General features: G+C 72.1%; 11 protein-coding genes. All 11 read left to right on the top strand.

Features of this window, described 5'->3' with window-relative positions:
* Window positions 1–14: 14 nt before the first annotated feature.
* Window positions 15–893: a branched-chain amino acid ABC transporter permease gene (locus ACSQ4M_RS18705; protein ID WP_436190926.1), complete on the top strand. Its 879-nt coding sequence runs from the start codon at window positions 15–17 to the stop codon at window positions 891–893.
* Complete coding sequence (locus tag ACSQ4M_RS18700; RefSeq protein ID WP_436190925.1) at window positions 893–1,930, top strand: branched-chain amino acid ABC transporter permease; 1,038 nt, start codon at window positions 893–895, stop codon at window positions 1,928–1,930. Before ACSQ4M_RS18705 ends, ACSQ4M_RS18700 begins: the two co-directional genes overlap by 1 nt.
* Complete coding sequence (locus ACSQ4M_RS18695) at window positions 1,927–2,700, top strand: ABC transporter ATP-binding protein (RefSeq protein ID WP_436190924.1); 774 nt, start codon at window positions 1,927–1,929, stop codon at window positions 2,698–2,700. The genes ACSQ4M_RS18700 and ACSQ4M_RS18695 overlap by 4 nt, the downstream gene beginning before the upstream one ends.
* A complete protein-coding gene (locus ACSQ4M_RS18690) occupies window positions 2,693–3,397 on the top strand; it encodes an ABC transporter ATP-binding protein (protein ID WP_436194042.1) in 705 nt (234 codons plus the stop codon). The genes ACSQ4M_RS18695 and ACSQ4M_RS18690 overlap by 8 nt, the downstream gene beginning before the upstream one ends.
* A 10-nt stretch (window positions 3,398–3,407) precedes the next feature.
* Entirely contained in the window at window positions 3,408–4,202 is a 795-nt protein-coding gene (locus ACSQ4M_RS18685) for a putative hydro-lyase (RefSeq protein WP_436190923.1), read from the top strand.
* Between the two features lie 26 nt (window positions 4,203–4,228).
* The gene (locus ACSQ4M_RS18680) at window positions 4,229–4,984 is read left to right on the top strand and encodes a LamB/YcsF family protein (RefSeq protein ID WP_436190922.1); all 756 of its coding nucleotides are present in this window, start codon (window positions 4,229–4,231) and stop codon (window positions 4,982–4,984) included.
* A 21-nt stretch (window positions 4,985–5,005) separates the two neighbouring features.
* Complete coding sequence (locus ACSQ4M_RS18675) at window positions 5,006–6,598, top strand: 5-oxoprolinase/urea amidolyase family protein (RefSeq protein WP_436190921.1); 1,593 nt, start codon at window positions 5,006–5,008, stop codon at window positions 6,596–6,598.
* Window positions 6,599–6,620: 22 nt separating this feature from the next.
* On the top strand, window positions 6,621–8,342 hold the full coding sequence (locus tag ACSQ4M_RS18670) for a biotin carboxylase N-terminal domain-containing protein (RefSeq protein ID WP_436194041.1): 1,722 nt from the start codon (window positions 6,621–6,623) through the stop codon (window positions 8,340–8,342).
* Window positions 8,343–8,491: 149 nt separating this feature from the next.
* On the top strand, window positions 8,492–9,490 hold the full coding sequence (locus tag ACSQ4M_RS18665) for an alpha/beta hydrolase (protein ID WP_436190920.1): 999 nt from the start codon (window positions 8,492–8,494) through the stop codon (window positions 9,488–9,490).
* A 10-nt stretch (window positions 9,491–9,500) separates the two neighbouring features.
* Window positions 9,501–10,985, top strand: coding sequence for a metallophosphoesterase (locus tag ACSQ4M_RS18660; protein ID WP_436190919.1), 1,485 nt, complete (start codon window positions 9,501–9,503; stop codon window positions 10,983–10,985).
* Between the two features lie 34 nt (window positions 10,986–11,019).
* Complete coding sequence (locus tag ACSQ4M_RS18655; RefSeq protein WP_436190918.1) at window positions 11,020–14,703, top strand: alpha/beta fold hydrolase; 3,684 nt, start codon at window positions 11,020–11,022, stop codon at window positions 14,701–14,703.
* Window positions 14,704–14,721: the final 18 nt, after the last annotated feature.

Raw genomic sequence — 14,721 nt, 5'->3', positions numbered from 1 at the left:
CAGGACGCAGACCCATGAATGCACAAGCGATTGCGCAGGTGCTGGTGAGCGGCCTGCTGATCGGGCTCATGTACGCCCTGATCGCGGCAGGCCTGTCGCTCATCTTCGGCCTGATGGACGTCGTCAACTTCGCGCACGGCGAGTTCCTGATGATGGGCATGTACATCACCTTCGGACTCTTCGTCGGCATGCACCTGGACCCGGTTCTGGCGGTGCCCATCGTCGGCGCCGCGCTGTTCATGGCCGGCGTGCTGGTCTACCTGCTGCTGGTGCGCTATGCCATGCGCGCCAAGGCCAACGTGGGCATGGTGCAGATCTTCTCCACCTTCGGCCTGGGCACGCTGATGCAGGGCCTGGCCCAGTACTTCCTGACGCCGGACTACCGCCAGGTGTCGAACAGCTGGCTGGCCAACAAGACCATCGAGCTGGGCGGCGTGTTCCTGCCGCTGCCGCAGATCGCCGGGGCCGTGGTCTCGCTGCTGGCCTTCGGCGGGCTCTACCTGCTGATGTCGCGCACCGACTTCGGCCGCGCGCTGGAAGCCACGCGCGAGGACCAGGGCGCCGTGGCGCTGGTGGGCATCGACCGCAACCGCGTGTTCGCACTGGGCTGGGGCCTGGGGCTGGCACTGGTGGGCGTGGCCGGCGCCATGCTGGCCAACTTCTACTACATCCACCCGCAGGTGGGCGGCGCCTTCAGCGGCATCGCCTACGTGGTGGTGGCGCTGGGTGGGTTCGGCAGCGTGTTCGGCGCGCTGGTGGGTGGCGTCGTGGTCGGCCTCGTGGAGGCCACGACCACGCTGGTGCTGCCGGCTTCGATGAAGACCGTCGGCGTGTATGTCTTGTACCTGCTGGTGGTCGTGCTGCGCCCCAGCGGACTGTTCGGGAAGCTGTGATGGGAAGCGCCTCCATTTCGTCCGCGGCCGTGCCGGCCACGGCCGCCACCGGCGTGGTCGCCAGCCATCAGGCGCACCGCCGCCGCCAGGTGCTGGGCGTGCTCGCCGTGCTGGCCGTGCTCGCGCTGTTGCCCGCACTCGTGCACGACGCCTACCTGCGCAACGTGCTGATCCTCACGCTGCTCTACGCGGCGCTGGCCCAGGCCTGGAACATCCTGGGCGGCTACTGCGGCCAGATCTCGCTGGGCCATGCGCTGTACTTCGGCATCGGCGCCTATGCCACCAGCGTGCTGTACGTGAACTACGGCGTGCTGCCCTGGTTCGGCATGGCCGTGGGGGCGGTGCTGGCCGCCGCCATGGCCTTGCTGCTGGGCTGGATGTGCTTTCGGCTGAAGGGCCACTACTTCTCGATCGCCACCCTGGTGATCGCGGAGATCGGCCTGCTGCTGGTGCACAACTGGGACTACGTCGGCGCCGCCATGGGCATCCAGTGGCCGCTGGGGCCGGACAGCTGGGCCACGTTGCAGTTCGCGCGCGACAAGGCGCCGTACTTCTACTTCGTGCTCGCCTTGTTCGCACTGACCTGGTTCATCAGCTTCCAGGTCGAGGGCTCGCGCTGGGGCTACTGGTGGCGCGCCGTCAAGGACAACCCCGAAGCCAGCGAAAGCCTGGGCGTGACGGTGTTCAGCTCCAAGATGGCGGCGGCCGCGCTGTCGGCCAGCCTGACGGCCGTGGGCGGCAGCTTCTACGCCGCCTTCGTCGCCTACATCGACCCCGACAGCGTGATGCACTTCCGCTTCTCGCTGCTGATGGTGCTGCCCGTGGTGCTGGGCGGCCTGGGCACGCTGTGGGGTCCGCTGCTGGGCGCGGTCATCCTGATCCCGCTGACCGAGGTCACGCGCAGCTACCTGGGCGGCTCGGGCACCGGCATCGACCTCATCATCTACGGCGCGCTGGTGATGCTGGTCTCGGTGCTCAAGCCCGAGGGCCTGGTCGGCCTGTTCCGCCGTCGGCGTGCCAAGGGAGGTGCCGCATGATCCCCGCCACCGACGCACGCACGGCGCGCGACCTCGGCCAGGACCGTCCCATCCTGCAGCTCACCGACATCTGGCAGCGCTTCGGCGGCCTGGTGGCCAATGCCGAGGTCGGCTTCGACGTGCCGCGCGGCGAGATCCTCGGCCTGATCGGCCCCAACGGCGCCGGCAAGTCCACGCTGTTCGCCATCATCGCCGGGGCGCGCAAGCCGACCCAGGGCCAGGTGGTGTTCGAGGGCCGCGACGTCACCGCGCTGGACGCGCCGAGCCGCTGCGCACTGGGCATCGCGCGCACCTACCAGGTGCCGCGCTCGTTCGACAGCATGAGCGTGCTGGACAACGTGATGGTGGGCAGCTTCGCGCGCCATCCGCGGGCCGGTGCGGCACGCGAAGCCGCGCTCGAGGTGCTGGAGTTCTGCGGCCTGGCGCACCGCGCCATGGTGCTGGCCGGCGAGCTGACGCCGCCCGAACGGCGCCGCCTGGAGGTGGCGCGTGCGCTGGCCACGCAGCCCCGGCTGCTGCTGCTCGACGAGGTCATGACCGGCCTCACGCCGAGCGAAGCCCGCAAGGGCGTGGAGCTGATCCGGCGCATCCGCGACCGCGGCATCACCGTCATCATGGTCGAGCACGTGATGGAGATCGTCATGCCGCTGGTGGACCGTGCCGTGGTGCTGAACCTGGGCCGCGTGCTCAGCCAAGGCGCACCGCAGGACGTGGTGCGCGACCCGGCCGTGATCTCGGCCTACCTCGGAGACCGCCACCGTGCTGCTTGAAGTGTCCAACCTCACGACGGCCTACAACGGCCTGATCGCCATCTCCGACATCTCCATGACCGTGGGCGAAGGCGAGATCGTGGTCGTCGCGGGCGCCAACGGCGCCGGCAAGTCCACGCTGCTCAAGTCCATCGCCGGCATGGAGAAGCCGCAGGCGGGCGCGGTGCGCTTCGACGGCCAGGCGCTCGACGCGCTGCCGCCGCACCGCATCCCGACCTGCGGCCTGGCCTACGTGCCCGAGAACCGGCGGTTGTTCCCGCGCCTGTCGGTGGCCGACAACCTGCGCCTGGGCAGCTACCTGTTCCGCAAGCGCGCCGACCGCGAAGGGCCGCTGGAGCAGGTGTTCAGCCTGTTCCCGCGGCTCAAGGAGCGGCTGCCCCAGCGCGCCGAGACACTGTCGGGCGGCGAGCAGCAGATGCTGGCCATCGGCCGGGCGCTCATGACGCGCCCGCGCCTGCTCATGCTGGACGAGCCCTCGCAGGGCATCATGCCCAAGCTCGTCGACGAGATCTTCGAGGCCGTGAAGACCATCCGCGCCACCGGCGTGACGGTGCTGCTGGTCGAGCAGCGCCTGGTCGAGAGCCTGGAGATCGCCGACCGCGCCTACGTGCTGCAGACCGGCCGGGTCATGCTCAGCGGCACGGCGCAGGACATCAGCAGCAACCCCGAGGTACGCCGCATGTACCTGGGCATGTGAGAACCACACCATGACGACACCCCACATCTGGCAGCAGCCTGGCGCCTTGCGCCAGGCCATCCGCCGGCGCGACTTCCGCCACCACACCGCCGGCCAGGCGCCCGGCCATGCCCAGGGCAACCTGGCCATCCTGCCGCGCGACCACGCCGACGAGTTCCTGCGCTTTTGCCGGCTCAACCCCAAGGCCTGCCCGGTCATCGGCATGACCGAGCCCGGCGCGCCCGACGTGCCCGAGCTTGGCGAGGACATCGACCTGCGCAGCGACGTGCCAGCCTACTGCGTGTTCCGCGACGGCGAACTCGTCGAAGAGATCGCCGACCTGCACGCGCTCTGGCGCGACGACCTGGTCGGCTTCGTGCTGGGCTGCTCGCTGTCGTTCGAGGCAGCGCTGCTGGACGCCCGCGTGCCGGTGCGCCACATCGAGAACGACCACCCCGTGCCCATGTACAACACCAGCATCGCCAACCGGCCGGCCGGCCGCTTCGGCGGCAACATGGTGGTCAGCATGCGGCCCATGAGCACGGCGCAGGCCATCCGCGCGATCCAGGTGACCTCGCGCTTCCCGGCGGTGCACGGCGCGCCCGTGCACTTCGGCGATCCGGCCGCCATCGGCATCGCCGACATCGACAGTCCGGACTACGGCATGCCGGTGGAGATCCGCCCGGGCGAGCTGCCGGTGTTCTGGGCCTGCGGCGTCACGCCGCAGCAGGCCATCCGCGTGGCGCGCCCGCCGCTGGCGATCACCCACAAGCCGGGCTACATGCTGGTGGCCGACGTACGCAACAGCGAACTGGCGGCCCTCTGAGATCCGCCCCACGAGAACGGACCCCCATGAAGATCGACCTCAACAGCGACCTGGGCGAAAGCCTGGGCGTGTGGCGCATGGGCGACGACGCCGCCATGCTCGGCATCGTCACCAGCGCCAACGTGGCCTGTGGCTTCCACGCCGGCGACCCGGCCGGCATCCTGGCCACGCTCAAGGCCGCGGCCGAGCGCGGCATCGCCGTCGGCGCGCACGTGGCCTACCCCGACCTGGTCGGCTTCGGCCGGCGCGCCATGGACATCGCCAGCGCCGACCTGGTGGCCGGCCTGGTCTACCAGATCGGCGCGCTGCAGGCGCTGGCGCGCGTGGCCGGCACCAAAGTGCGCTACGTCAAGCCGCACGGCGCGCTCTACAACACCATCGCACACGACGCGCGCCAGGCGAAGGACGTGATCGCCGCCATCCGCGCCGTCGACGCCAGCCTGCCGCTGGTCGTGCTGGCCGGCGCGCCCCTGGAGCGCTGGGCTGCCGACGCCGGCCTGCGCGTGGTGGCCGAAGCTTTCGCCGACCGCGGCTACGCGCCCGACGGCACGCTGCTGCCACGCGGCACGCCGGGCGCCGTGCTGCACGACCCGGTGCGCGTGGCGCAGCGCATGCAGCGGCTGGTGCAGGAGGGTGTGGTCGAGACCGCCGACGGCAGCCTGGCCCAGGTGCGCGCCGACTCCATCTGCGTGCACGGCGACAGCCCCGGCGCACTGGCCATGGCCGCGCAGCTGCGCCATGTGCTGGAAGGCGCGGGCGTGGCGCTGGCGCCGTTCGCCTGAGCTTTGGAACCGGAGACCGTCTTGCGTTTTCTTCCCGTCAACTTCAATGTGCTGCTGGTCGAACTGGCCGACCTGGAGCAGACGCTGGCGCTGCTGCACGCGCTGCAGGCCCAGCCGCTGCCCGGCATCGTCGAACTCGTGCCCGCGGCGCGCACGCTGCTCGTGAACTTCCGTCCGTCGGTGGTCACGCGCGCGGCGCTGCAACGCCACATCGCCGCGCTGGACCTGGGCCGGCGCGTCGCGCGCGACACCACGCTCGTCGAAGTGCCCGTGCGCTACGACGGCGAGGACCTGGACGACGTGGCCCGGCTGCTGGGCCTCACGCGCCGCGAAGTGGTGCAGCGCCACACCGGCAGCCTTTTCAACGTGGCCTTCTGCGGCTTCGCGCCGGGCTTCGCCTACCTGGCCGGCGGCGACCCGGTGTTCAAGGTGCCGCGCCGCAGCTCGCCGCGCACCAAGGTGCCACAGGGCTCGGTGGCGCTGGGCGGCGCCTTCAGCGGCGTCTACCCCAAGGCCAGCCCCGGTGGCTGGCAGATCATCGGCACCACCGACCTGCCGATGTGGGACCTGGCGCGCCCGGTGCCGGCGCTGCTGCAGCCGGGCTTCCAGGTGCGCTTCGTCGAACAGGGCGCGCGCGTGTTCGCGGCGCCCGCACCCGCCACCGCGCCGGCGCCTGAACCGCTGCCTGCCGCCAGCGGCAACGCCCTGCTGCTGCGCCGGCCCGGCCTGCAGGCCTTGCTGCAGGACCAGGGCCGCAGCGGCCAGGTGGCGCAGGGCGTGTCGGCCAGCGGCGCCATGGACCAGGGCGCGCTGCGCACGGCGAACCGGCTGGTGGGAAACGACAGCGGCGAGGCCTGCATCGAACTCGTGGCCTACGGTGGCTTCGAGGTCGAGAGCCAGGGCGACCTGGTGGTGGCCATCACGGGCGCCGACGTGCCCGCCACGCTGCACGCGCCGGACGGGAGCCAATGGCCCGTCCCAAGCCACGCGCCGCTGGCCCTGGGCCCGGGCGACCGGCTGCAGCTGGGTGCGCCGCGCCACGGCGTGCGCGCCTACCTGTCCGTGCGCGGCGGCTTCGATGTCGCGCCCGTGCTGGGCAGCCGCTCGACCGACACGCTGGCCTTCATCGGCCCCGCGCCGCTGGCCGCAGGCGACCGGCTGCCCGTGCGCCCCCCCCGCGGCGCCACCATCGTGGGCGCGCCGGCCGAACCGCCGCCGCCCCTGCCCTGCGTGGACGAGACCGTGGTGCTGGACGTGGTCATGGGCCCGCGCACCGACTGGTTCACGCCCGAGGGCGTGGCGCGCTTGTTCTCGCAGGAATGGCGGGTCACGCCGCAGTCCAACCGCGTCGGCCTGCGGCTGGAAGGCGCTGCGCCGCTGCTGCGCGCCGTGGACGGCGAACTGCCCAGCGAGGGCACGGCCCTGGGCGCGCTGCAGGTGCCGCCCAGCGGCCACCCCGTGCTGTTCATGGCCGACCACCCGCTCACGGGCGGCTACCCGGTGATCGCCACCGTGGCCACCCACCACCTCGACCGCGCGGGCCAGATCCCCGTCCATGCCCGCGTGCGCTTCAACCCGGTCTCCGCCTTCGACCCTGTCGAGGCGGGTGCCTGATCCCATTCCTGGTTCCACCATGATGAAGAAAGTCCTGATCGCCAACCGCGGCGAGATCGCCGTGCGCATCGCCCGCGCCTGCGCCGACTACGGCGTGCGCAGCGTGGCCGTCTACGCCGACGCCGATGCCGACGCCCTGCACGTGCAGCGCGCCGACGAGGCCTGGGGCCTGGGTGGCGACCGCCCCGCCGACACCTACCTGCACATCGCCAAGCTGCTCGATGTGGCGCGCCGCAGCGGCGCCGACGCCGTGCACCCGGGCTACGGCTTCCTGTCCGAGAACGCGGCCTTCGCGCGCGCCGTGATCGACACAGGGTTGATCTGGATCGGCCCGCCACCGGCCGTGATCGATGCGCTGGGCGACAAGGTGCAGGCCCGCACCATCGCACGAGCAGTCGGCGCGCCGCTGGTGGCGGGTACCCCGGGGCCGGTCCAGGACGTGGCCGAGGTGCTGGCCTTTGCCGAGCAGCATGGCATGCCCATCATCATCAAGGCCGCGTTCGGCGGCGGCGGCCGTGGCATGAAGATCGCCTGGCACATGGACGAGGTGGCCGATCTGTACGGATCGGCCGTGCGCGAGGCCGTGACCGCCTTCGGCCGCGGCGAGTGCTTCGTCGAGGAGTTCCTCGACCGGCCGCGCCACATCGAGGCACAGGTGATCGCCGACACCCATGGCCGGGTGGTGGTGCTGGGCACGCGCGACTGCTCGCTGCAGCGGCGCAACCAGAAGCTGGTGGAAGAAGCGCCCGCGCCCTTCCTCAGCGACGCGCAGCGCACGCGCATCCACGACGCAGCGCGCGCCATCTGCGCCCATGCGGGCTACGTGGGCGCGGGCACGGTGGAGTTCCTGCTCAGCGCCGGTGGCGCCATCTCCTTCCTGGAAGTCAACACGCGGCTGCAGGTCGAGCACCCGGTGACCGAGGAGACCTGCGGCCTGGACCTCGTGGTGGAGCAGTTGCGCGTGGCCGACGGCCTGCCGCTGTCGCTCACGGCCACGCCGGCGCCGCGCGGCCATGCCATCGAGCTGCGCATCAACGCCGAGGATGTGGCCCGCGGCTTCGTGCCGCACCCGGGCCGCATCACGCGCTTCGAGGCCCCGGGCGGCCCCGGCGTGCGGCTGGACACCGGCGTGCAGACGGGCTCGCTGGTGCACGGCAGCTTCGACTCGCTGATGGCCAAGCTCGTCGTGACGGGCGCCACCCGCGCCCAGGCCATCGCCCGGGCGCGCCGCGCGCTGCGCGAGTTCCGCATCGAGGGCGTGGCCTCGGTGCTGCCGTTCCACGAAGCCGTGCTGGCGCACGAGGACTTTGCCGGCGAGGACTTCCGCGTGCACACGCGCTGGATCGAGACCGACTGGGTGCCCGACCTCGCGCCCGACGCACGGCCGGCGCCACCGGAGCCCACCGCGCTGCAGCGCATGGCCATCGAGATCGACGGCCGGCGTGTCGCCATCGCGCTGCCGCCGGCACTGCTGAGCGGCCTGGCCGGCGCCACAGCCGGCCCGCAAGCGCTGCCGGCCGCCCCCGCCACGTCGGCGCAAGCCGTGTCCGCCCCGGTGTCCGGCACGCTGCAGGCCTGGAAAGTGCAGGACGGCGACACCGTGGCCGAAGGCCAGCCGATCGCCGTCATGGAGGCCATGAAGATGGAAATGCAGATCGTCGCGCACCGGGCCGGGCGCATCACATTGCAGGCCGCCGCCGCGCGCTACCTGGAGGCCGGCACGGCCATCGCCCACATCGGGTGAGCCGCAAGCCGGCGCCGCGGCAGGCGGCGCCGGCGGGCGCAGCCGCTGTTGACACCGAACTTTCAGGCAGTTTTCAGGCGCGTTTCAGGACTTTCGCGCGGGTTTTCCCGACAGTAGCGGCCTGCCCGTTTTCACCGGAGCGCCGCGCCTTGAACCTCTCCGACTTCGCCCCTCCCCTGGCCACCCTCGCACTGTTCGCGCTGCTGGGCCTGGCCTATGCGCTGGCCTGTGCCTGCATCGCCCACCGCTTCACCCGCGTGCGCCCGGGGCGCCGCTCGCCGCACCAGAGCCACCCCCAGCTGAAGGAACACGCCGTGCAGTTCGCCGCGCGCGACGGCCGCGCCCGGATCGACGCCTGGTACCTGCCGGCCGCGCCGCGCCAGGGCGCCGTGATCCTCGTGCACGGCAAGGACGCCTGCCGCGGCGAGCAGGGCAAGGCGCCCTCGCTGGCGCTGGCGGAACGGCTGCGCGATGTCGGCATGTCGGTGCTGCTGATCGACCTGCGCGGCCACGGCGGCAGCAGCCCGGCGCGGCTGAGCTACGGCTGGCACGAACGGCACGACGTGCTCGGCGCGGTGGACTTCCTGCTGGCGCGCGGCTATGCGCCGGGCCGCATCGGCGTGCTGGGTGTGTCGCTGGGCGCCGGCACCGCGGCCCTGGCCGCCGTCGACGAGCCGGCCATCGGCGCGCTGGTGCTGGACAGCGCCTTCGCCAGCTTCGAGCAGATGCTGGGCCGCCAGTTCTCGCGCCTGTCGCGGGCGCCGGACTGGTTCCTGCCCGGCACGCTGGCGGCCGCCCGGCTGCTGCTGGGCGTGGACGTTCGCCGCGTGCAGCCGCTGTCGTGCATGCCGCGGCTGCGCGGCCGGCCGGTGCTCGTGATCCACAGCCAGGGCGACCGCTTCGTGCCCGCCACCGACGCCCACGCGCTGGCCACGGCCTGTGGCGGAGAATGCTGGCGCACCGACAGCGAGGGCCACAGCGGCTCCTACCGCGCGCTGCCGCTGGCCTACGAGATCCGCGTGGCCAGCTTCTTCGCGCGCCACCTGGACGTGCTGCCGCCGCGCCACCACATCAGCGCCCACCTGCCCTCCGCCGACGCCGCGCGCGCGCCGCGCCCGGTGCCGCGCTATGCCCCGCAGCTTGCCTAGAACGACACCCATGACCGCACTGCGCTACCTCTGCCTCTCCGACCTCCACCTGGGTGCGGCCTACAGCTGCCTCGTCGGCACCGACGCCAGCGGCCAGCCCGACCCCACGCGCTGCAGCGACACGCTTTCCGCCTTCGGCGCCGCACTGCGCCAGCTGTTGCAGCGCCTGGTGCCGCCCGGTGCCGAGCGACCCACGCTGATCCTGCTCGGCGACGTGTTGGACATGGGCTTGTCGCCCATGGGCGCCGTGGCCCAATCCTTCGCCGTGTTCGCGCGCTCGGCGCTGCTGGATGCCGACGGCCAGCCGCTGTTCGCCCCGCGCGTGCTGTGCGTGCCCGGCAACCACGACCACCACCTGTGGCGTGCCGCCCAGGACCAGCAGTTCCAGGCCGCGCTGGACGCCGGCCGCATCCCGCGCGACCTGCTGCAGCACACCACGCTGTACGACCAGCCCGACGCTCCACTGCCGCCCTCGCCGCTGCTCACCCGGCTGCTGCGCAGCGTGCCCGGCCTGGACGGCATGCGCTGCGACATCGCCTACCCCAACCTCGCGCTCGTCGATGCCGACACCACGCGCTGCCGCGTGCTGCACCACGGCCACTACGTCGATCCGATGTACCGCATGGTCTCCACGCTCAACGCCCAGCTGCCCGGCCTGGCCCGCACACCGCGGCCGGCCGATTCGCTGACGGTGGCGCAGCTGGAGGCCGAGAACGGCGCCTGGGTCGACTTCCTGTGGTCCGACCTGGGCAGCGCAGGCTCCACCGGCCACACCGCCATGCGGCTGTACGACATCATGCGCGACGGCGGTGCCTCGCACAGCTTCTCGCGCAAGCTCGCCACCAAGCTCGTGGCCTGGATCGGCAAGACCTTCGAGACCAGCGGCCGCGCCGCGGTGGTGCAGGGCATCACGCTGGACCAGCTGGTGCTGGGCGCGGTGGACGCCACGCTGGGCCAGGTGGCGCAGTCGCAGCGCGCCAGCTACGCCCAGACCATGACGGCCGCCGACACGGCCGACCTGGCCTGGTACATCGGCGGCCCGACCCGGCGCCAGCTGCGCCGCAGCGGCATTCTGCACCCCGAGAAGCTGGACCTGGGCTTCGTGTTCGGCCACACCCACAAGCCCTTCGAGGACAGCCTGCCCGTGGCCGGCTTCGAGCGCCCCGTGGCGGTGTTCAACACCGGCGGCTGGGTCATGGACCAGCCCACGCTCACGCCCACGCAAGGCGCCTCCATGGTGCTGCTGGACACCGACCTGAACATGGCCGCGCTGCGCCTGTTCAACGACCCCGTCAACGGCCGCATGGCGCCCGTGCGCGCGGCAGGCGTGGGTGATTTCAGCGACGCGGCCAACCCCATGCTGGCCGCCCTGGACGACGCACTGGCGCAGACCGCGGGCGCCTGGCAGCAGTTCTCGGGCTGCGCGCAGGAAGCGCTGGAGCAGCGCGCGCGCCAGTTGCTCGACGACTTCTTCGACACGGCCGAAGCGGCATGAAGCACCTGCAACAACAAGACTTTTTGGAGACCGCGTGAACCTGCAACCCATCGCCCGCCCGCTGCACACCATCGGCGCGCGCTACACCGCCGTCGTGGTCGGCTCTGGCTACGGCGCCGGCGTGGCGGCCGCGCGCCTGGCGCGCGCCGGCCAATCCGTCTGCGTGCTCGAACGCGGGCGCGAGATCCTGCCCGGCCAGTTTCCCGACGGCCTGGCCAGCGCGCGCGCCGACATGCAGATCGACACCGCGCGCGGCCGGCTCGGCGCGGCCGACGGCCTGTACAACCTGCACCTCAACGACGACATGCTGGCCATGGTCGGCTGCGGCCTGGGCGGCACCTCGCTGATCAACGCCAACGTGGCGCTGGAGGTCGATCCGCGCCACTTCGCCACCGAAGCCTGGCCGCAGCCCTTCCGCGACGACCCGACCCTGCTCGCGCCCTACGTGGAGCGCGCGCGCCAGGTGCTCGCACCCACGCCCTATCCCGAGCACTTTCCCTCCCTCAACAAGCTGGAAGCCTTGCGCAAGTCGGCCCAGGTGCTGGGCAAGCCCTTCTCGCGCCCGCCCATCACGGTCAACTTCGAGAACCAGACCAACCCCTTCGGCGTGCCGCAGCCGGCCTGCACGCTGTGCGGCGACTGCACCAGCGGCTGCAACGTGGGCGCCAAGAACACCACGCGCATGAACTACCTGCCGGACGCGCACGCGCACGGCGCGCAGATCTTCACGGGCGCGCGCGTGCGCCACGTGGCGCGCGAAGGCCAGGGCTGGCGCGTGTTCTTCGAGGCGGTGGCGCTGCGCGATGCCGCGCCCGGCGTGGCCGCGCCCGACAGCGTCTATGCCGACCTCGTGCTGCTGGGCGCCGGTGCGCTCGGCTCCACCGAGATCCTGCTGCGCTCGCGCGAGCAGGGCCTGGCCCTGTCCGACCGTGTGGGCCAGCGCTTCTCGGGCAACGGCGACGTGCTGGCCCTGGGCTTCGACACCGATTGGGACCCACGACCCGCCACGCCGGACGGCAAGGACCAGCGCCGCAACATCAACGGCGTGGGCGCAGGCACCAACCCCGTGCCCAAGGAGCAACTGCCCGGCCCCTGCATCGCCGGCTTGATCGACATGCGCGCCACGCCGGAGCTGGCCGACGGCCTGGTGATCGAGGAAGGCGTGATCCCCGGCGCGCTGGCCACGCTGCTGACCCCCGCGCTGTTCTTCAACGAAGCGCTGAACGGCGGCGAATTCACCTTCGGCGCAGCCCAGGCCAAGGCGCGCCTGCTCGACGCCCAGGCCATGGCCGACGCCGTGCAGCACCCCGGCGAACTGGCCGCCACGGCCTATGCCGGCGCCGTGGCGCGCACGCAGACCTATCTGGTCATGAGCGTGGACGAGTCGGCCGGCGAGCTGCGCCTGCAGAACGACCGGCTGCGCATCCACTGGCCCGGCGCGGGCAGCAGCCCGGCCATCGTGCGCGACAACGACTGGCTCAACCTCGCCAGCCAGGCCATCTCGGGCCAGTTCGTCGCCAACCCGCTGTGGAGCCAGCCGCTGGGCAACAAGCTCATCACCGTGCACCCACTGGGCGGCTGCGGCATGGGTGACGACGCCACGCGCGGCGTGGTCGACCACCTGGGCCGCGTGTTCGCGGGTGCCACCGGCACGGCCGTGCACGAGGGCCTGTTCGTCTGCGACGGCGCCATCCTGCCCGGCGCCGTGGGCGTGAACCCACTGCTCACCATCTCGGCGCTGGCCGAGCGCGCGCTGCAGCATCTGTGCGATGCGCGCGGCTGGAGCGTGGACACCACACTGAACCCGCGCACGCCCCTGCCCGCGCCGGCCCCGCCGCCGAGCAAGCACCGCCACTGGTGGCAGCGCGCGCTCGACGTGGTGGAGGACGGCCTGCTCGACGCCGCCAAGAAGGCCGTGGCCGAACTGATCGCGCACGACCCTTCGCGCCTGTCGCCGAGCTTCGAATTCACCGAGACGATGTCGGGCTGGATCAGCACCCAGGCCGTCACCCCGCGCAGCGACAGCGACCAGCGCCTGGCCAGCGACTACGCCGTGGCTGCCGCCTGGGGCCGCGCGGCCGGCCAGTCCATGGCCTTCGCGCTGACCATCCACACCGACGACCTGGCGCGCCTGCTCGACGACCCCACGCACCCGGCGCAGATCCGCGGCACCGTGACCTGCCCGGCGCTGAGCCCCGCACCCATGGCCGTGCAGAGCGGCGTGTTCCACCTGTTCCCGGTCGATCCGCAGCAGGTGGAAACCTGGACCATGGGCTACGAGATGGTGCTGCAGCGCGAGAACGGCAGCCGCCTGCGCTTCAAGGGCCACAAGGTGCTGCGCCAGCGGCCCGGCTCCTCGCCCTGGACCGACACCACCACGCTGATGGTCAGGGTCTACGACCTGGACGAGGCCACCATGCCGCTGGTGGCCCAGGGCCTGCTCACGCTGGGCCTGGAAGACCTGGCCTGGCAGGCCTCCACCATCCGCCTGGAACCGCCGGCCAACTGGATCGGCCAGATCGAGAACGCCGTGCCGCGCGCGCGCGACGCGATCTCGCAGGTCTACCTGGGCAAGTTCGCGGGCTTCTTCGGCACCACGCTGATGCGCGCCTACGGCGGCCTGCTGGCCGACCTCAACAACTTCCCGGCGCAGGACGCGCCGCTGCTGCCGCGCCGCATGCTGCGCGCGCCGCAGCCCGAGGTGGTGCAGGTGCCGGTGGGCGATCCGGCGCGCGGTTTCCAGATCCGGCTCACGCGCTACCGCGGCGGCACGCGCGGCCCGGTGGTGCTGGCGCCCGGCTTCTCGGTGCGCGCAAGCTCCTTCGCCACCGACACCGTGGACCAGAACCTCGTGGAAGCCCTGTGCGCGCGCGGCTACGACTGCTGGCTGTTCGACTACCGCGCCAGCAGCGATTCGGGCAGCCCGGTCGCGCCGTTCACGATCGACGACATCGTGCGCGAGGACTGGCCGGCGGCCGTGCGCACGGTCCGGGAAGCCACGGGCGCCGCCTCGGTGCAGGCCATGGCGCACTGCGTGGGCGCGATGAGCCTCTTGATGGCCTTGCTCGACGGCATGGACGGCGTGCGTTCGCTGATCGCCTCACAGCTCACGCTGCACCCCGTGACCAACTGGCTCAACGCGGCCAAGGCCGACATCGGCCTGGCCCGTCTGCTGGAAGGCTATGCACCGCTGCAGGGCCGATTCGACAGCGTGCCCGGCACGACCGACCTGGACCGCACGATCGACACGCTGGCCTACAAGCTGCCCGTGCCCGAGGGCGAGGCCTGCAAGAACCCGCTGTGCCGCCGCGTGTTCGCGGTGTTCGGCCCTTCGTGGACGCACAGCCAGCTCAACCATGCCACGCACACCGCGCTGGCCGGCATGTTCGGCACGGTCTCGCTGCACCCCTTCGAGCAGTTGAGCCTGATCATGCAGCGCGGCAAGGCCGTGGACGCGGACGGCAAGGACCGCTACGCGACGCCCGCCAACGCGCCGCGGCTCGCGCTGCCGGTCAGCTTCATGGCGGGGGCCGACAACCAGCTGTTCTTTCCCGAGACCTCGCTGCGCACCCAGGCCTGGCTGGGGCGGTACAACGACCCCGCGCTGTACCGGCGGCAGGTGTTCGAGGGGTATGCGCACATGGATCTGTTCGTGGGGCGCGCGGCGGCGAAGGAGGTGTATCCGTGGGTGGTGGGGGAGTTGGATCGGTTCAATTGAAGGCGCGCCGGTGCGGGT

The sequence above is a fragment of the Pseudorhodoferax sp. LjRoot39 genome, assembly GCF_964253035.1.
GTDB lineage: Bacteria > Pseudomonadota > Gammaproteobacteria > Burkholderiales > Burkholderiaceae_C > Pseudorhodoferax.
The sequence above is the reverse complement of the archived record's forward strand: the minus strand, read 5'-3'. Positions and strand labels throughout refer to the sequence as shown.

Coding starts and splice junctions, on each gene's coding strand:
- ACSQ4M_RS18700 (WP_436190925.1), top strand. CDS start 893: ATGGGAAGCGCCTCCATTTCGTCCGCGGCCGTGCCGGCCACGGCCGCC.
- ACSQ4M_RS18685 (WP_436190923.1), top strand. CDS start 3,408: ATGACGACACCCCACATCTGGCAGCAGCCTGGCGCCTTGCGCCAGGCC.
- ACSQ4M_RS18680 (WP_436190922.1), top strand. CDS start 4,229: ATGAAGATCGACCTCAACAGCGACCTGGGCGAAAGCCTGGGCGTGTGG.
- ACSQ4M_RS18705 (WP_436190926.1), top strand. CDS start 15: ATGAATGCACAAGCGATTGCGCAGGTGCTGGTGAGCGGCCTGCTGATC.
- ACSQ4M_RS18695 (WP_436190924.1), top strand. CDS start 1,927: ATGATCCCCGCCACCGACGCACGCACGGCGCGCGACCTCGGCCAGGAC.
- ACSQ4M_RS18660 (WP_436190919.1), top strand. CDS start 9,501: ATGACCGCACTGCGCTACCTCTGCCTCTCCGACCTCCACCTGGGTGCG.
- ACSQ4M_RS18670 (WP_436194041.1), top strand. CDS start 6,621: ATGAAGAAAGTCCTGATCGCCAACCGCGGCGAGATCGCCGTGCGCATC.